This is a genomic window from Salibaculum halophilum, from assembly GCF_002094885.1.
GTDB classification, from domain to species: Bacteria; Pseudomonadota; Alphaproteobacteria; order Rhodobacterales; family Rhodobacteraceae; genus Salibaculum; species Salibaculum halophilum.
The window spans coordinates 89,768-105,810 of the sequence record NZ_MSIT01000002.1; the positions used below are offsets into that span (position 1 = coordinate 89,768).

Annotated in this window: 18 protein-coding genes; 12 read left to right on the forward strand and 6 right to left on the reverse strand. The window is 67.0% G+C overall.

Annotation, left to right across the window (positions count from 1 at the left end):
* Window positions 1–31: 31 nt before the first annotated feature.
* Window positions 32–625, forward strand: a complete 594-nt coding sequence (locus BU124_RS01905; RefSeq protein WP_084860766.1) for a L,D-transpeptidase — start codon at window positions 32–34, stop codon at window positions 623–625.
* 148 nt (window positions 626–773) lie between these two features.
* Window positions 774–965: a hypothetical protein gene (locus BU124_RS01910; protein WP_084860934.1), complete on the forward strand. Its 192-nt coding sequence runs from the start codon at window positions 774–776 to the stop codon at window positions 963–965.
* A gap of 87 nt (window positions 966–1,052) precedes the next feature.
* On the opposite strand, the gene hemH is transcribed toward BU124_RS01910, so the two are convergent.
* Window positions 1,053–2,117, reverse strand: a complete 1,065-nt coding sequence (gene hemH, locus BU124_RS01915; RefSeq protein ID WP_084860767.1) for a ferrochelatase — start codon at window positions 2,115–2,117, stop codon at window positions 1,053–1,055.
* 55 nt (window positions 2,118–2,172) lie between these two features.
* Window positions 2,173–3,006, reverse strand: coding sequence for a methyltransferase domain-containing protein (locus BU124_RS01920; RefSeq protein ID WP_084860768.1), 834 nt, complete (start codon window positions 3,004–3,006; stop codon window positions 2,173–2,175).
* Window positions 3,007–3,020: 14 nt separating this feature from the next.
* On the opposite strand from BU124_RS01920, the gene BU124_RS01925 reads away from it, so the two are divergent.
* From BU124_RS01925 to BU124_RS01940, 4 genes are read left to right on the forward strand one after another with little or no spacing between them, the layout of a single operon-like run.
* Window positions 3,021–3,761: a ComF family protein gene (locus tag BU124_RS01925; protein WP_084860769.1), complete on the forward strand. Its 741-nt coding sequence runs from the start codon at window positions 3,021–3,023 to the stop codon at window positions 3,759–3,761.
* Window positions 3,762–3,790: 29 nt separating this feature from the next.
* Complete coding sequence (gene grxC / locus BU124_RS01930; protein ID WP_084860770.1) at window positions 3,791–4,048, forward strand: glutaredoxin 3; 258 nt, start codon at window positions 3,791–3,793, stop codon at window positions 4,046–4,048.
* Window positions 4,045–4,872, forward strand: coding sequence for a carbon-nitrogen hydrolase family protein (locus BU124_RS01935; protein ID WP_084860771.1), 828 nt, complete (start codon window positions 4,045–4,047; stop codon window positions 4,870–4,872). The genes grxC and BU124_RS01935 overlap by 4 nt, the downstream gene beginning before the upstream one ends.
* Entirely contained in the window at window positions 4,869–5,312 is a 444-nt protein-coding gene (locus BU124_RS01940; protein ID WP_084860772.1) for a MarR family winged helix-turn-helix transcriptional regulator, read from the forward strand. The genes BU124_RS01935 and BU124_RS01940 overlap by 4 nt, the downstream gene beginning before the upstream one ends.
* Before the next feature lie 7 nt (window positions 5,313–5,319).
* Here BU124_RS01940 and ubiG read toward each other — a convergent pair whose 3' ends face one another.
* Window positions 5,320–6,066 carry a bifunctional 2-polyprenyl-6-hydroxyphenol methylase/3-demethylubiquinol 3-O-methyltransferase UbiG gene (gene ubiG, locus BU124_RS01945; protein ID WP_084860773.1) on the reverse strand — a complete coding sequence of 249 codons (747 nt, stop codon included), beginning with the start codon at window positions 6,064–6,066 and terminating at the stop codon, window positions 5,320–5,322.
* 68 nt (window positions 6,067–6,134) lie between these two features.
* Between ubiG and pip the strand changes: the two genes are divergently transcribed.
* The 6 genes from pip to infB all read left to right on the forward strand — a co-directional run bounded on the left by pip (window position 6,135) and on the right by infB (window position 13,329).
* A complete protein-coding gene (gene pip / locus BU124_RS01950) occupies window positions 6,135–7,109 on the forward strand; it encodes a prolyl aminopeptidase (RefSeq protein ID WP_084860774.1) in 975 nt (324 codons plus the stop codon).
* A 137-nt stretch (window positions 7,110–7,246) separates the two neighbouring features.
* Window positions 7,247–7,756 carry a hypothetical protein gene (locus tag BU124_RS01955; RefSeq protein WP_143529856.1) on the forward strand — a complete coding sequence of 170 codons (510 nt, stop codon included), beginning with the start codon at window positions 7,247–7,249 and terminating at the stop codon, window positions 7,754–7,756.
* Window positions 7,757–7,898: 142 nt separating this feature from the next.
* Window positions 7,899–8,492, forward strand: a complete 594-nt coding sequence (gene rimP, locus BU124_RS01960; protein WP_084860776.1) for a ribosome maturation factor RimP — start codon at window positions 7,899–7,901, stop codon at window positions 8,490–8,492.
* Window positions 8,492–10,171: a transcription termination factor NusA gene (nusA, locus tag BU124_RS01965; protein WP_084860777.1), complete on the forward strand. Its 1,680-nt coding sequence runs from the start codon at window positions 8,492–8,494 to the stop codon at window positions 10,169–10,171. The genes rimP and nusA overlap by 1 nt, the downstream gene beginning before the upstream one ends.
* Window positions 10,172–10,192: 21 nt before the next feature.
* Complete coding sequence (locus BU124_RS01970) at window positions 10,193–10,825, forward strand: RNA-binding protein (protein ID WP_084860935.1); 633 nt, start codon at window positions 10,193–10,195, stop codon at window positions 10,823–10,825.
* Entirely contained in the window at window positions 10,822–13,329 is a 2,508-nt protein-coding gene (gene infB / locus BU124_RS01975; RefSeq protein ID WP_084860778.1) for a translation initiation factor IF-2, read from the forward strand. Before BU124_RS01970 ends, infB begins: the two co-directional genes overlap by 4 nt.
* A 65-nt stretch (window positions 13,330–13,394) precedes the next feature.
* On the opposite strand, the gene mutT is transcribed toward infB, so the two are convergent.
* Genes mutT through BU124_RS01990 form a run of 3 tightly spaced genes read right to left on the reverse strand, consistent with a single transcriptional unit; the run spans window position 13,395 to window position 15,874 of the window.
* Entirely contained in the window at window positions 13,395–13,793 is a 399-nt protein-coding gene (mutT, locus tag BU124_RS01980) for an 8-oxo-dGTP diphosphatase MutT (protein ID WP_084860779.1), read from the reverse strand.
* Window positions 13,790–15,004, reverse strand: coding sequence for a bifunctional glutamate N-acetyltransferase/amino-acid acetyltransferase ArgJ (argJ, locus tag BU124_RS01985; RefSeq protein WP_084860780.1), 1,215 nt, complete (start codon window positions 15,002–15,004; stop codon window positions 13,790–13,792). Before argJ ends, mutT begins: the two co-directional genes overlap by 4 nt.
* Window positions 15,005–15,007: 3 nt before the next feature.
* Window positions 15,008–15,874: a peptidylprolyl isomerase gene (locus tag BU124_RS01990; RefSeq protein WP_084860781.1), complete on the reverse strand. Its 867-nt coding sequence runs from the start codon at window positions 15,872–15,874 to the stop codon at window positions 15,008–15,010.
* Window positions 15,875–16,043: the final 169 nt, after the last annotated feature.

Below are 16,043 nucleotides of genomic sequence, written 5' to 3' on the forward strand. Positions count from 1 at the left end.
TCATCCTGCGACAGAAGATCGGAGGGATAGTATGTCGGGTTACGGATTTGACGGATGCAGCCGCCGCGCTTTCCTTGCCGGGTCAGCCGCGCTGGCCGGCACGGGCGCGCTCGCTCAGACCGCCAACACGACCGAGATGGAAGGCGACATTTCGCGCTCCATCCGGCGCAATGTCTCCAGCTTTCGACAGCTCGACTGGCGCCCCTACTTCAGCACCCTCGACCGCGGGGCGATCCTTGTCGATACGCAAAGCCGCGCGTTGCATTTCTGGTCCGAGGACGAGAGCCTCTACAAGCTCTATCCGACCAGCGTGCCTCTCACCGAGGACCTGACCCGCCGCGGCCGCACCGAGGTCGTGCGCAAGGTTGAAGGGCCCAGCTGGCGCCCGACGCCGGCCATGAAAGAGCGGAACCCGGACTGGCCCGACTACGTCGGACCGGGGCCGGACAACCCGCTGGGCACCCATGCGCTTTATCTGTCATGGACCTACTACCGGATCCACGGCACCCACGATACCCGCAAGATCGGGCGACGCTCGTCGAACGGGTGCATAGGGCTCTATAACGAGCACATCCAGGAGTTGTTCGGATACGCCGAGGTCGGCACCCAAGTGTTGCTGATTTGACGACATGATGCGCCGCGCATGCAGAATCCCGCCAAGTGGCTTTGCTTTCCGTCAAAAATGCTGTTTTACGAGCAATCACGAGGTAAGTCTTGGGTGCCCATGGCGATTCCTCAACACCATTGCCTTGGGCAAGAACTGGAGAATGAACATGAAAAAGATCGCACTCGCCGCTGTTTTCGCCGGCACCGCTTCGACCGCCTTCGCCGGCGGCATGGAAGAGCCCGTCATGGAGATGGAACCGGTCATCGTTGAAGAGGAGACCACCGGCGGGTCCTCCTCCAACCTGATCGTGCCGCTCATCCTGGTCGCGCTGATCGCCGCGGCGGCTTCTGCCGACTGATACTGGTCGTCAGGGACTGACATTCGGAAAACGCCGCCGGGAAACCGGCGGCGTTTTTCTGTTCGGGGTGCGCGCGGGCGAGCCCGGTCAGTCCCGCTCGACCCAGCCGCGCAGCTCGCGTTCAACCACCCCGGCCAGCGCGTCCATGTGCGCGTCATCGGCGTTCAGGCAGGGGATATAGGTGAAATCCTCGCCGCCCGCCTCCTCGAAGCTTTCCTTGATCTCCTCGTTGATCTCTTCCAGCGTCTCGATGCAGTCCGCGGAAAAGGCCGGCGCGATCACCGCGATCCGCTTCTTGCCCTCCTCGTCGGCCAGCCGCGCGACCTCTTCGACCGTGTAGGGCCGCAGCCATTCCTCGGGGCCGAAGACCGACTGGAAGGTCGTTGTGATCTGGGTGTCCTCCCAGCCCAGCCGTTCGCGCAGCAGGCGCGTCGTCTTCTGGCACTGGCAGTGATAGGGGTCGCCCTCGGTCAGGTAGCGCTGCGGCATGCCGTGATAGGAACACACCAGGATTTCGGGTTTGTCGTCCTTGTCCGCGTAGGCCCGTTCGACCGACTGCGCCAGCGCCTCGATATAGGCGGGATCGTCGAAATAGGGCGGCACGACTCGGGCGATCGGCTGCCATTTCTCCTGCATCAGGGCGCGAAAGAACTGGTCGTTGGCCGTGGCCGAGGTGGCGCCGGCGTAATGCGGGTAAAGCGGGAAGAAAAGGATCCGGGTGCAGCCAGCCTCGACCATCTCGCGGACCTTGGACCGGGTCGAGGGATTGCCGTACCGCATGCAGAAATCGACCATGACATCGTCGCCGAACCGGTCTGTCATGCGGGTTGCCATCGCGGCGGTCTGGTCCTTGGTGATGGTCAGAAGCGGGCTTTCTCCGGCCTCTTCGTTCCAGATGGACTTGTAGGCCGCGCCGCTGGCAAAGGGCCGCTTGCTCAGGATAATCAACTGCAAAAGCGGCTGCCAAAGCCAGGCCGAGTAATCCACCACGCGCTTGTCCGACAGGAATTCGCTCAGGTAGCGGCGCATCGGCCAGTAGCTGTAGTGATCCGGCGTGCCGAGATTCGCCAGCAGGACCCCCACCTTGGCCGGCTTGATCTTCGGATGGTCCGCAGGGGCATGGGCGGGGCGTGTGGCCTCGGTATCGGTCATGGGTGTCGGTGTCCTGGAATTGTTTGGTCTCGGCTTAGCGTGTCGGTGTCGCGGGTCAATCGCCCGCGTCCTTGAGCGGCACCTCCCGGGCGCCTAGCGCATCGGCCAGCCGGTGCGATGCCGACCCGGGCCGCAGCGGTTTCTGCTGATCCTCGCTGGGGGCCCAGCCCGTCAGGGTGATGATCTCGAAGGTCGCGGGCAGGCGCCCGTCGGGGTCGGCATAGGCCTCGTGATAGACTTGGCTGAGGCGCGCCAGTATGTCGCGCCGCAGCGGCACCCGGTTGCGCGCTTGCATCGCGTTCGTCTCGCCCATGCCGCGCAGGTCGTGCATCAGGTGCAGCACGTCGCGATAGCTGCACCGAAGCGGCAGGGTATCGGCCACCGGCAGGGCCAGGCCGGCACGTTGCAGCAGGGCGCCCAGGTCGCGCACCTCGCCCATGGGCAGCACGCGCGGGGACAAGCCGCCGGTGACCTGCGATTCGGCCTCGGCAAGGGCGGTCCGCAACTCGTGCAGGGTCTGCCCGCCGAACAGCGTCACCAGCAGCAGGCCGTCAGGGGCAAGCGCCCGGCGGCACTGGACGAGCTGGCCCACCGGATCATCCGCCCAGTGCAGGCTGAGCGCGTGCACGATCAGGTCGTGGTCGCCTTCGCAAAGGTCTAGCACCTCGGTGTCGGGCACGATTCGGGCACCGGGCAGGCGATCCTGCCACAGCGCGGGCCAGGGGGTGACGACGGCCGGTCGCGTAAACTCCCTGTTAACCATGGCTAGTCTTTCCTGAACCTCGTCGGCAGCAGCCTCTTGTAGGACCCATACCTGGCCGTGCCGGTCGGCGCGGCGGCGCATCCGGTTCAGGGTCTCGCGGTCGGTCAGGCGGGGCGGTTGGCTCATGAAGGGCGATCTAGATGATCGGAACGGCAATTCAAAGCCTGGTCGAGGCGGTCTATCCGCCGCAGTGCGCCATGTGTGACGCCCGCACGGCGGTCGAGTTCTCGCTCTGCGGGGCGTGCTGGCGCGACACCCCCTTCATCGAGGGTCTGACCTGCGATGCCTGCGGGGCTCCGCTACCGGGTCAGCCCGGCACGCCCGATGAAAGCGACGCGCTCTGCGACGATTGCCTGCGGGTCGCCCGGCCCTGGCGGCGCGGTCGCGCGGCCTTCGCCTATCGCGACACGGGCCGACGGATGGTGCTGCGGCTCAAGCACAGTGACCGGCTCGAGCTGGCCCGGGTCGCGGCGCCCTGGCTGCTGCGGGCGGGGCGGCCGCTTTGGCCAGACCGCCCGGCCGTGGTGCCGGTGCCGCTGCACTGGCGCCGGCTGGCGCGGCGCAAGTACAACCAGTCCGCCGTGCTGGCCCAGCGCCTGTCCGAGATCGCGCCCGCCGACTACATGCCCGACGTTCTGCTGCGCCGCCGGTTCACCGCGCCGCTGGACGGCCACGACCGCGATGCCCGCTTTCGCAGCCTAGACGGGGCCATCGTGCCACACGCTGTCCGGGGCGGGCAGTTGAAAGACCGAAAGGTGATCCTGGTCGACGATGTCATGACCAGCGGCGCCACCTTCGCGGCCGCGACCGAGGCCTGCCTTGCCGCCGGAGCGGCCGAGGTCTGCGTGCTGGCACTGGCCCGTGTGACCAAAGATGCCTAGATTGGACGGGAACCGATCGAGGGCCTGTCATGAAACCAGTCGAAATCTACACCTCGCCGCTCTGCGGCTTCTGTCACGCGGCCAAGCGGCTGTTGAAATCCAAGGGTGTCGCCTTTTCCGAGGTCGACATCGCGCGCGACCCCGACCGCCGGGCCGAAATGATCCAGCGTGCCAATGGCGGCCGCACGGTGCCGCAGATCTTCGTGGGCGACGATCACGTCGGTGGCTGTGACGAGCTTTACGCGCTGGACCGCGCCGGCAAGCTCGACAGTCTGCTGGCGGCGTGAGAGCCGCGCTTCTTCAGCTTTGTTCCAGCGACGATCCCGCTGAAAACCTGCCCGCCGTTGCCGAGTTGATGGACAGGGCAGCGGCGCAGGGGGCCGATATCGTCCTGACACCGGAAGTGACGAACTGCGTCAGCCTGGACCGCGCCCACCAGCAGGAGGTACTTCGCCACGAGGCCGAAGACCCCGTCCTGGCCGGGCTGCGCGACAGGGCGCGCGCTCTCGGGGTCTGGCTGTCGATAGGGTCGCTCGCGCTGACGGGCGGGACGGGCGGGCGGTTCGTCAATCGGTCGCTGCTGGTCGCGCCCACGGGCAAGATCTCGGCGCGCTACGACAAGATCCACATGTTCGACGTGCAGGTGTCGGAGACCGAGACCTACCGCGAATCCGACGGCTATGCCCCCGGCGACCGGGCCGTTCTGGCACCGACGCCGCTGGGCTGCCTCGGCCTGTCTGTCTGCTACGACCTGCGCTTCCCGCACCTCTACCGGCGTCTGGCGCAGGGCGGAGCCGAGGTGCTTTTGGTGCCCTCGGCCTTTTCGCCGGTCACGGGCCGCGCGCATTGGGAACCGCTGCTGCGGGCCCGCGCCATCGAGACCGGTGCCTTCGTCGTCGCCGCGGCGCAGTCGGGCACCCACGCGGCGTGCGCCGGACGCGCCCGCCGCACCCATGGCCACTCCATGGTCGTCTCACCCTGGGGCGAGGTTCTGCTGGACGCGGGCACCCAGACGGGCGTCTTCACCGTTGATATCGATCTGGCTCAGGTGGCCGATGCGCGCGGACGCCTTCCCGCGATCCACAGCGACAGGACCTTCAGCGGACCATGAGCACCCAGACAGACAGTCTTGCCGTTGCCCTGTTCAGCGAAATCCTGACGGTCGATCAGCTGGCGCGCAACAACGTGGCCAAGGCCTTGCCGCGCGGGATGGAACTGAGCCATTTCTCGGTGCTCAACCATCTTGCGCGCAGCCAGACCGAGAAATCCCCGGCGCAACTGGCGCGCACCTTTCACCTGACCCGAGGGGCCATGACCAACACCCTGCGCAAGCTCGAGGCGTCGGGCCATGTCCATATCCGCCCCGACTGGGAGGATGCCCGGCGCAAGATGGTCACGATCAGCCCGGCCGGCCGCAAGGCGCGGGACGCCGCGCTGGCCGCCATCGCCCCGATCATCGCCGAAGCGGTCGACCAGATCGGACCCGAGCAGGTCCGCGCCATCCTGCCGGTTCTGCGCGCCCTTCGCGTCAACCTCTCGGCGGACGAATGACGCGGGCTCAGGACCGGCGGATACCGGCGGTGACGTAATTCACCGACAGATCACGCTCGGAGATCGACCAAGACCGGAGCACGGGGTTGAAGGTGAACCCCTTGCGGTCAACCGGGTCGAGGCCGGCCTGGCGCAGCATCGCGAAAAGCTCGTCCGGCGTGATGAACTTCTTCCAGTCATGCGTGCCCCGGGGCAGCCAGCGCATGACGTATTCCGCCCCCACGATGGCCAGCGCAAAGCTGCGGGGGTTGCGGTTGATGGTGGAACAGATGTGCAGCCCGCCGGGCGTCAGCAGATCATGGCAGGCGGTCAGGTAGGCCTGCGGGTCGGCCACGTGTTCGACGACTTCCATGTTGAGGACCACGTCGAAGGTCTCGCCCGCCGCGGCCAGCGCCTCGGCGGTGGTGTGGCGATAGTCGATGTTCAGGCCCGACTGCGTGGCATGGACCTGCGCGACGGGGATGTTGCGCGGGGCGGCGTCGGCACCCACGACCGTCGCCCCCAGCCGCGCCATGGGTTCGCACAACAACCCGCCGCCACAGCCGATGTCGAGCAGGCGCAGCCCCGAGAAGGGGTGACGCTCGGTCAGGTCGCGTCCGAACTCTGCGGCGATCTGGCCGGTGATGTAGTCCAACCGCGTGGGGTTGAGCATGTGGAGGGGTTTGAACTTGCCCTGCGGATCCCACCACTCGGCCGCCATGGCCTCGAACTTGGCGACTTCGCCGTCATCGATGGTGCTGGGTCCGGTTTGCATCGCTCACTCCGAAATGGCATCTCACGTCTGGTCGGGACATTACCCCCGCGATTTCATATAGGATGCACATGGACAAGGTCCCGGGACAACGGCGCGCGGTCGCTCATCTCTATCCGCAGGTCGAGCCCTTCGACCAGCGCATGATGGAGGTGGGCGACGGGCACAGCCTTTATGTCGAGCAATGCGGCAATCCCGACGGCCTGCCGGTGCTCGTCCTGCACGGCGGGCCGGGGGGCGGGTGCAGCCCGGCGATGCGGCGCTATTTCGATCCGGCCGTCTACCGGGTGATCCTGTTCGATCAGCGCGGCTGTGGCCGGTCGCGCCCGCATGCCAGTGTCGCGGCGAACACGACATGGCACCTGGTGCGCGACATCGAGCATATCCGGCAAACGCTCGGCATCGAAAGCTGGATCGCCTTCGGCGGCAGCTGGGGGGCGACGCTGGCGCTGGTCTACGCACAAGAGCACCCCGACCGGGTGCGCGAACTGGTCCTGCGCGGGGTTTTCCTGGCCACCGGGCCCGAGCTCGAATGGTTCTACGAGGGCGGTGCGGGTCGATTCTGGCCCGAGTTGTGGGACCGGTTTACCGCCCTTGTGCCCGAGGACGAGCGCGACGCGATGATCGCCGCCTATCACCGGCGCCTGTTTTCCGGTGACCACGCGCACCAGGCGCACTACGCACGGGCCTGGGCCGGCTGGGAGAACGCGCTGGCCTCTATCGACAGCAACGGGGCCGGCATGGACGGCGCGGGCGATCACGCCCGGGCCTTCGCGCGGCTCGAATGCCACTATTTCCACAACGGCGCCTTTCTGGATGCCGACACTGCGATCCTGGCCCGGATGAACCGGATCGCGCATATTCCCGGCGTGATCGTCCAGGGCCGGTTCGACATGATCTGCCCACCCGCCGCGGCGTATCGCCTGTCGCAGGCATGGCCCGCGGGGCGGCTGGTCATGGTGCCCAAGGCCGGGCATGCGCTGTCGGAACCGGGGATCAGTGCCGAACTGGTCCGCGCGATGGACCGGATCGCGGCGCGGCGCTGACTGTTTCGCCCGGGCTCTCTGGTCCCGATTGTCCGATTCGGCCGGGTGCCGTGGCGTGTCACCGAATGGCCCAGATCGGGCCCGCCGGGTGCCCGAATCGGGGACTATCGCCTCCGCGGGGATTCAAAGAAGACCGGGTGAGTATCATGCTGCCAAACGCGATCATGGTCCGGGCGCGCTCTGCCCGGCGGGCCCTGTTGGTCTTTCTGCTGCTTTGTCTGCCGGTGTCCCTGACCGCGGGTATCGGCACCGGTTACGGAACGATGGACAGCGTCACTCCGGCTGGGACAGGTCACGCGCCGGGGCCGTCGCGCGCCGTCGACCGTGTCGCCGGCGAGAACACCCCGGCACGGTTGCGGGCCTATCGTGAGGCCGTGCAACGCCTGGATCGTCTGACCCGCTTGCATGCGTTCTCCGAGCGCCATCTCGCGCGGCTGCAAGCAACGCCCGCCCCAGAGCACAGTAAAGCCGATCCGGGCGGCGATCATGAGGTGGAACTGGCAGCCGCCCGGGCAAGCCACGCCGCGCTGTCGCGCAAAGTCAAGCAGGCCGAGGCGGATCGGCAGGCCCGCCTGCACGATCTGACCGGAGGACGCCTACTGCCCGCCGGGGACCTCGCCGCGCTGCACCAGATGCTGGGGCTCTGACACGGCTCTTGCGTCGGCCCGGCTTTGGCCCTATATGCCGGGTCATAGCGGCGCTTCGGCTTCCACCCCCGAGGCTCCACCGGAAAGATCGAACGGGCCGCGCGCCCGTTTTTTTGTGCCTGCAAGGCCCTGCCTGGATACCATGTCTGACCTGATTGCCCGCGCGGCGATGGACCGCCGCCTCACCGAAATCATCACCCCCACCGTCGAGGACATGGGCTTCGAGGTGGTGCGCGTACGCCTGATGACCGGCAAGCAAAGCACCCTGCAGGTCATGGTGCAGCGGCCCGATGGCACCATAGAGGTTGACGAGTGCGGCGAGATCAGTACCGCCATCAGCGCCGTCCTGGATGTGGAGGACCCGATCCTCGATGCCTACACGCTGGAAGTGTCCAGCCCCGGTATCGACCGGCCCTTGACCCGGCTCAAGGATTTCGACCTGTGGGCAGGCCATGTCGCGCGGATCGAGACCGAGCAGTTGATCGACGGCCGCCGCCGGTTCAAGGGCACCCTTCACGGCACCGAGGGCAACGACGTCCTTATCGAGATCGAGGACCACGGCGAATCGGTGACCATCGGTCTGCAGTTCGACTGGCTCAGCGACGCCAAGCTGGTTTTGACCGATGAGTTGATCCGCGACGTGCTAAAGGGTCGCAAGGACGCCGGCGAGATCGACGAGACACAATTTGATGAAGTGGAGACCGTGCTGAACGGTCCTGACGAGGAGAAACACTGATGGCGATTACCTCTGCCAACCAGCTCGAGTTGCTGCAAACCGCCGAGGCGGTGGCACGCGAGAAGATGATCGACCCGGCCCTGGTGATCGAGGCCATGGAAGAGTCGCTCGCCCGGGCCGCCAAGTCGCGCTACGGGGCCGAGATGGACATCCGCGTGAGCATCGACCGCAAGACCGGCCGCGCCGATTTCACCCGCGTGCGCACCGTGGTCGCGGACGACGAACTTGAGAACTACCAGGCCGAGATGACCGTCGATCAGGCCAAGCCCTATTTCGAGCCCCCGAAGCCGAACCAGAACGCGGCCTGGATTCGCGACGGGCAGACGCTCACCGATTTTTCCGACGGCCCGCAGGTCGGGGACGTGCTGACCGAGGAAGTGCCGCCGGTGGAAATGGGCCGCATCGCCGCGCAGTCGGCCAAGCAGGTCATCCTGCAGAAGGTCCGCGAGGCCGAGCGCGAAAAGCAGTACGAGGAGTTCAAGGACCGGATCGGCCAGATCCTCAATGTGCAGGTCAAGCGCGAGGAATACGGCAACGTCATCGTCGATCTGAACCAGGGCGAGGGTGTGCTGCGCCGCAACGAGAAGATCGGCCGCGAAAGCTATCGCCCGAACGACCGCGTCCGGGTCTACATCAAGGACGTTCGGCGCGAGCAGCGCGGCCCGCAGATCTTCCTGTCGCGCACCGCGCCGGAGTTCATGGCCGAACTGTTCAGGATGGAAGTGCCGGAAATCTACGAGGGCATCATCGAGATCAAGTCGGTATCCCGTGACCCGGGCAGCCGCGCCAAGATCGCGGTGATTTCCCATGACGGGTCGATCGACCCGGTGGGCGCCTGCGTCGGGATGCGCGGCAGCCGCGTGCAGGCCGTGGTCAACGAACTTCAGGGCGAGAAGATCGACATCATCCCCTGGAACGAGGACATGCCGACCTTCCTGGTCAACGCGCTGCAACCGGCCGAGGTCTCGAAGGTGGTCTTCGACGAGGATGCCGAGCGTATCGAGGTCGTGGTGCCCGAGGATCAGCTTTCCCTTGCCATCGGGCGGCGCGGCCAGAACGTGCGCCTGGCCAGCCAGCTGACCGGGCTGGACATCGACATCATGACCGAGGAAGAGGAATCCAAGCGCCGCCAGGCCGAGTTCGAGGAGCGCACCAAGCTGTTCATGGACACGCTGGACCTTGACGAGTTCTTCGCCCAGCTTCTGGTGTCGGAAGGTTTCACCAACCTCGAGGAAGTCGCCTACGTTGAGCTGGACGAGCTGCTGGTCATCGACGGCGTCGACGAGGACACCGCGAACGAGCTTCAGGCCCGCGCCCGCGAGTATCTGGATGCGCAGAACGCCAAGGCCATGGCCCGCGCCCGCGAATTGGGGGTGCAGGACAGTCTGGTTGAATTCGAGGGGCTCAGCCCCCAGATGATCCTCGCGTTGGCCGAGGATGGCGTGACGTCTCTGGAAGATTTCGCGACATGCGCCGACTGGGAACTGGCCGGCGGCTGGACAACGGTCGACGGCGAGCGCACCAAGGATGACGGGGTTCTGGAACCCTTCGACGTCAGCTTGGAAGAGGCGCAGAACATGGTCATGACTGCGCGGGTCATGCTGGGCTGGGTCGATCCGGCCGATCTGGAGCCCGAGGCCGAGGAACAGGCCGACCACGAAGAGGAGCAGGAGGCCTGATCGCGGGCCTTCTGGATGCCGATGGGTCGCGGAGGTCGCGCCAAGGAACGGGACGGGCCCGAACGCCGGTGCATCGTCACCGGTGAAACGGCGCCCAAACCCGGCCTGATCCGGTTCGTCGTCGGGCCGGAGGGCGGGGTTGTTCCCGACATCCTGGGCAAGCTGCCCGGGCGCGGCATGTATGTCACCGCGGACCGGGCTGTGATCGAGGCCGTCAAGCCCGCGCAGTTCGCCCGCGCCGCCAAGGGCAAGGTGACGCTGCCGGCCGGGCTGGCCGACGAGATCGAGCGCCAGCTGGCCCGTCGCGTGATCGAGACGATCTCGCTCGCGCGCAAGGCCGGCGGGGCGATCTGCGGTTTCGAGAAGGTCAAGGGCTGGCTCGCGGGCAGCGCGACGGTGCGCGCCCTGCTGCAGGCCTCGGACGGGTCGGTGCGCGGCAAGGACAAGCTCTGGACGCCGACCGGGGCGCGCTATTTCGACTGTCTGACGTCAACCGAATTGGGTTTGGCATTCGGGCGTCAATCTGTGATACACGCTGCGCTTGCCTCTGGCGGACTCGGCGACCGTGTTGTAGAGGAAGCCGCAAGACTGAAAGGTTTGCGGGCAAACGTCGGTGGCGAGGGCGCCACCGGAAAGGATACAGAAGCCAAATGAGCGATAGTGACGGCAAAAAACCCCTTGGTGTGCGTGGCGGCCCGCGGTCGGGCAGCGTGAAGCAGAGCTTCAGCCACGGCCGGACCAAGAATGTCGTGGTCGAAACGAAGCGCAAGCGCGTTGTCACGCCCAAGCCCGGTGCCTCGGAAGGCAAGTCCGGCGGGTCCGGCACTGGCGGCGCATCGAAGCCGACCGGCGGGGATCCGTCCAAGCGCCCGGCCGGGATCTCGGATGCCGAGATGGAGCGGCGGATGAAGGCCCTCGCCGCCGCCAAGTCGCGCGAGGCCGAAGAAGCCAAGAAGCGCGAGGAAGAGGAAAAGGCTCGAGCCGCCGAGCGCGAGCGCCGCCGCGCCGAGGTCGAGGCCAAGGAGCGCGAAGAGCGCGAGCGCGAAGAGGCACTCAAGGCCAAGCAGGACGAGGAAGAGCGCAAGAAGCGCGAAGAGGCCGAGGCCGCCAGGAAGGCCGCCGCGCCCGCCGACCCTGCACCGGCCCCTGCGCCCGACCAGCAGCAGCCCCGCGGCGGAGGCCGCCCAGCGGCCGGTCCGCGCAAGGACAAGGAACGCGAGAACAAGCAATCCAAGGGCAAGGGCGGACGCGACGAGGGCCGCCGCTCGGGCAAGCTGACGCTGAACCAGGCGCTGCGCGGCGGCGAGGGCGGTCGCCAGAAATCCATGGCCGCGATGAAGCGCAAGCAGGAGCGCGCCCGGCAGAAGGCCATGGGCGGCCAGGTCGACCGTGAGAAGGTCATCCGCGACGTGCAGCTGCCCGAGGCCATCATGGTCAGCGAACTGGCCAACCGCATGGCTGAACGGGTGGCCGATGTGGTCAAGGCGCTGATGCAGAACGGCATCATGGCGACCCAGACCCAGACCATCGACGCCGACACGGCCGAACTCATCATCGAGGAATTCGGCCACCGGGTCGTGCGCGTGTCGGACGCGGACGTCGAACAGGTCATCGACACGATCGACGACAAGGAAGAGGACATGCAGCCGCGCCCGCCGGTGATCACCGTGATGGGCCACGTCGACCACGGCAAGACCTCGGTGCTCGATACCATCCGCCAGGCCCGCGTCACCGCCGGCGAGGCCGGGGGCATTACCCAGCACATCGGGGCCTACCAGGTGACGACCGACTCCGGCAGCGTGCTGACCTTTCTCGACACGCCCGGCCACGCCGCGTTCACCTCGATGCGCGCCCGCGGCGCGGATGTGACGGATATCGTGGTGCTGGTCGTGGCCGCCGATGACGCGGTCATGCCGCAGACCATCGAGGCGATCAATCACGCCAAGGCCGCCGAAGTGCCGATGATCGTCGCCATCAACAAGTGCGACAAGCCCGCGGCGAACCCTGACAAGGTGCGCACCGACTTGCTGCAGCACGAAGTTATCGTTGAGGGGCTGTCGGGCGACGTGCAGGATGTCGAGGTTTCCGCAATCAACGGCCAGGGTCTGGATGAACTGCTCGAGGCGATCGCGCTGCAGGCCGAGATCCTGGACCTCAAGGCCAACCCCGACCGCGCCGCCCAGGGCGCCGTGATCGAGGCCCAGCTGGACGTCGGGCGCGGCCCCGTCGCGACCGTTCTGATCCAGAAGGGCACGCTGAACCAGGGCGACATCTTCGTCGTCGGCGAACAGTGGGGCAAGGTCCGCGCGATGGAGAACGACCAGGGCAAGCGCGTCAAGACGGCGGGGCCCTCGGTCCCGGTCGAGGTCTTGGGCCTGAACGGCACGCCCGAGGCGGGCGACGTGCTCAACGTCGTCGAGACCGAGGCCCAGGCCCGCGAGATCGCCGAATACCGCCAGGAGGCCGCCAAGGACAAGCGCGCCGCCGCCGGGGCCGCGACGACGCTGGACCAGCTGCTCGCCAAGGCCAAGGCCGACGAGGACGTCAAGGAACTGCCCATCGTGGTCAAGGCCGACGTTCAGGGCTCGACCGAAGCGATCATCCAGGCGATGGAAAAGATCGGCAACGAGGAGGTCCGCGTGCGGGTCCTGCACTCGGGGGTCGGGGCGATTACCGAGACCGACATCGGCCTGGCCGAAGCCTCGGGCGCGCCGGTGATCGGCTTCAACGTCCGGGCCAACGCTCCGGCGCGGAACTCGGCCAACCAGAAGGGCGTGGAAATCCGCTACTACTCGGTCATCTACGACCTGGTGGACGACGTGAAGGCGGCCGCCTCGGGCCTGTTGTCGGCCGAGGTGCGCGAGAACTTCATCGGCTATGCCGAGATCCGCGAGGTCTTCAAGGTGTCGGGAGTCGGCAAGGTGGCCGGCTGCCTGGTCACCGAGGGCATCGCGCGCCGGTCCGCCGGGGTGCGCCTGCTGCGCGACGACGTGGTTGTCCACGAGGGCACGCTCAAGACGCTCAAGCGGTTCAAGGACGAGGTGACCGAGGTCATCTCGGGCCAGGAATGCGGCATGGCCTTCGAGAAATACGAGGATATCCGCGAGGGCGACGTGATCGAGATCTTCGAACGCGAAGAGATCGAACGCAGCCTCTGACGCTTTGCGAGTTCAAGACATGAAAAGGGCGCCCCACGCGGGCGCCCTTTTGCGTTGCGGACCGGTCAGAGCCAGTCGCGCAGGATCGGGATCAGCGGAAGGTCGGCGGGCGGCATCGGGTAGTCGCGCAGCGCGGTCGTGCGCACCCATTTCAACCTCTGCCCTTCCCGGCCCTGCGGCGTGCCCTCCCACTTGCGACAGGCAAAGAGCGGCATGAGCAGGTGAAAATCGGCGTAGGCGTGGCTGGCGAAGGTCAGCGGCGCCAGGCACGACGCCCAGGTGTCGATGCCCAGTTCCTCTTGCAATTCGCGGATCAGGGCCGCCTCGGGGGTTTCGCCGGGGTCGACCTTGCCGCCGGGAAATTCCCACATCCCGGCCATGGATTTGCCGTCGGGGCGCTGGGCCAGCAGCACCCGCCCGTCGATATCGACAAGGGCCACGGCACTGACCAGAACCGTCGTCACGAGCGGTAATCCGCGTTTATCGAGATGTAACCGTGCGTCAGGTCACAGGTCCAGACCGTGGCCATGCCCCCGGCCAGCCCGAGGTCCACCGCGATCACGATCTTGTCGTTGCGCATGTAGGCCGCGCCCGCCTCTTCGGTATAGCCCGCGGCGACCCAGCCCTTTTCCGCCACAAGGATATCGCCGAAACGGATGGTGATCCGGTCGCGGTCGGCGCGCGCGCCGCTCTTGCCGATGGCCATGACGATGCGGCCCCAGTTGGGGTCCTTCCCGGCAATGGCCGTCTTGACCAGTGGCGAGTTGGCGATGGACAGGCCGATCTGTTTCGCCTCGTCGTCGGAGGCGGCGCCGCTGACCTGTACCTCGACGAACGTGCTGGCCCCCTCGCCGTCGCGCACCACCTGCTGGGCAAGGTCCAGCATCACGTCGTGCAGGGCCTTGGTGAACCCGGCGCTGTTGGTGACATCCACGCCCGAAGCCCCTGTGGCCGCACAAAGCAGCGTGTCCGAGGTCGAGGTGTCGCTGTCCACCGTGATGCAGTTGAAAGTCTGGTCGGTCAGGGTGCGCAGCAGGGTCTGCAAATCGTCCTGCCCGATGCGGGCATCGGTGAAAATGTAGACCAGCATGGTGCCCATGTCCGGGGCCACCATCCCCGATCCCTTGGCGATGCCGGCGATGCGCACCGGCCGACCGCCGATATCGACCTCGGCCATGGCGCCCTTGGCAAAGGTATCGGTCGTCATGATGGCGCGGGCCGCCCCGTCCATCCCTCCGGGGGCAAGAGCGCCCGCGAGGCCGGAAAGACTGTCGAGGATGCGGTCGTGGGGCAGGACCTCCCCGATCACGCCTGTCGAGGCGGTAAAGACGCGCGCCGGGTCAAGGTCCAGCGTTTCGGCCACGCCCTGGCAGAGCGCATCAACGGCCGCCGCCCCGGCCGCCCCGGTAAAGGCATTGGCATTGCCCGAATTCACCAGGATCGCGGCGCGACCCGTGTCCGCCCCGCCGATCTTGGCCTCGCAATCGAGCACCGGCGCGGCGCGGGTCGCGCTGCGGGTAAAGACCCCGGCGATCGTCGTCCCCTCGGCCAGCTCGGCCAGCATGACGTCCGGCCGGTCGGTGTAGCGCACACCGGCGGCCGCGCTGGCGAACCGCGCGCCCTCGATGACCGGCAGGTCGGGAAAGCGCGCGGGCGCCAGGGGGGATTTCGCCATGGATCAGTCCTCGAGAAGGCCCGTGTTGCCCAGCACCGAGGGGTCGACCTGATCGGGCACGCTGCGGTCGATCTGCGCGGTCTCGCTCAATTCGTCCAGGCGCGCCTGCACGGCCTCCTGCTGCAACTGGCCGACGATCTCCTGGCGCAGCTCGTCAAGGCTGGGAGCCTCCTGCATGCGGGTGTCGTTGAGCTTGACGATATGCCAGCCGAACTGCGTCTGCACCGGGTCCGAGACATCGCCGGTTTCCATGCCGGTGAGGGCCTCTTCGAAGGGGGCGACCATCTGGCCGGGCCCGAACCAGCCCAGTTCACCGCCGCTGCTGCCGGACGGTCCCGTGGACCGTTCCTGCGCGGTTTCGGCGAAATCGGCGCCATCCTCGACCAGCGTCTTGATCTCGGCGGCCTCGTCCTCGGTCTCGACGAGGATGTGCGACGCGTTCCATTCCATGCTCTCGTCCATGTCGGCCACGCGGGCCTCGTAGGCGGCTTGGATCGCCTCTTCGGTTACCGCGTCGGCGTAGATGTCCTGGACCACCTCGCCGGCGCGCAGGGCGCGTTCCTCGTTGGCCAGCGCGATCCCGATGCGGGCAGGCGTGTCCTCAAGCGCGTCGGCCAGCAGCTGCTGCTGGACCAGCTGATCGAGGATGCCCGAGAACAGCGTCTCGTTCGGCAATTGCTGGTATTGCTCGGGCAACTGCTGGCGCGTGATGATCATCTCGCCCAGGGTGATTTCGGTCCCGTTGACCGTCGCGACCACGGTGTCGGCGGCGACGTCGCCCGAGGTCGTGCCCTGATCCTGGGCCAGCGCCATGCCCGCGGGCAGTACCAGTCCGGTCAGCAGGGTCGCGATCTTGAGGCTATCGTACATGGGGGTCCGTCCTTTATCTGCCGCGTCGGCGCGCGGCGTTGACACTAGAATTGCGGCCCCTTACATCGCCTTCAGGTCCCGAGGGGGGCCGGTCTTGGCCCCGAACTTAGGCGGCGTGCCTGTCTGGCACAACCAACCTCCTCACACTTTGATGCCACCAGGGCCAGCA

What these genes read in the sequence shown, in the direction of transcription:
- pip (WP_084860774.1), top strand. Translation starts at nt 6,135, where the DNA reads ATGGACAAGGTCCCGGGACAACGGCGCGCGGTCGCTCATCTCTATCCG.
- BU124_RS01920 (WP_084860768.1), bottom strand. Translation starts at nt 3,006, where the DNA reads ATGAGCCAACCGCCCCGCCTGACCGACCGCGAGACCCTGAACCGGATG.
- rimP (WP_084860776.1), top strand. Translation starts at nt 7,899, where the DNA reads ATGTCTGACCTGATTGCCCGCGCGGCGATGGACCGCCGCCTCACCGAA.
- grxC (WP_084860770.1), top strand. Translation starts at nt 3,791, where the DNA reads ATGAAACCAGTCGAAATCTACACCTCGCCGCTCTGCGGCTTCTGTCAC.
- argJ (WP_084860780.1), bottom strand. Translation starts at nt 15,004, where the DNA reads ATGGCGAAATCCCCCCTGGCGCCCGCGCGCTTTCCCGACCTGCCGGTC.
- BU124_RS01970 (WP_084860935.1), top strand. Translation starts at nt 10,193, where the DNA reads ATGGGTCGCGGAGGTCGCGCCAAGGAACGGGACGGGCCCGAACGCCGG.
- ubiG (WP_084860773.1), bottom strand. Translation starts at nt 6,066, where the DNA reads ATGCAAACCGGACCCAGCACCATCGATGACGGCGAAGTCGCCAAGTTC.
- BU124_RS01925 (WP_084860769.1), top strand. Translation starts at nt 3,021, where the DNA reads ATGATCGGAACGGCAATTCAAAGCCTGGTCGAGGCGGTCTATCCGCCG.
- BU124_RS01910 (WP_084860934.1), top strand. Translation starts at nt 774, where the DNA reads ATGAAAAAGATCGCACTCGCCGCTGTTTTCGCCGGCACCGCTTCGACC.
- infB (WP_084860778.1), top strand. Translation starts at nt 10,822, where the DNA reads ATGAGCGATAGTGACGGCAAAAAACCCCTTGGTGTGCGTGGCGGCCCG.
- BU124_RS01905 (WP_084860766.1), top strand. Translation starts at nt 32, where the DNA reads ATGTCGGGTTACGGATTTGACGGATGCAGCCGCCGCGCTTTCCTTGCC.
- hemH (WP_084860767.1), bottom strand. Translation starts at nt 2,117, where the DNA reads ATGACCGATACCGAGGCCACACGCCCCGCCCATGCCCCTGCGGACCAT.
- nusA (WP_084860777.1), top strand. Translation starts at nt 8,492, where the DNA reads ATGGCGATTACCTCTGCCAACCAGCTCGAGTTGCTGCAAACCGCCGAG.
- BU124_RS01990 (WP_084860781.1), bottom strand. Translation starts at nt 15,874, where the DNA reads ATGTACGATAGCCTCAAGATCGCGACCCTGCTGACCGGACTGGTACTG.
- BU124_RS01940 (WP_084860772.1), top strand. Translation starts at nt 4,869, where the DNA reads ATGAGCACCCAGACAGACAGTCTTGCCGTTGCCCTGTTCAGCGAAATC.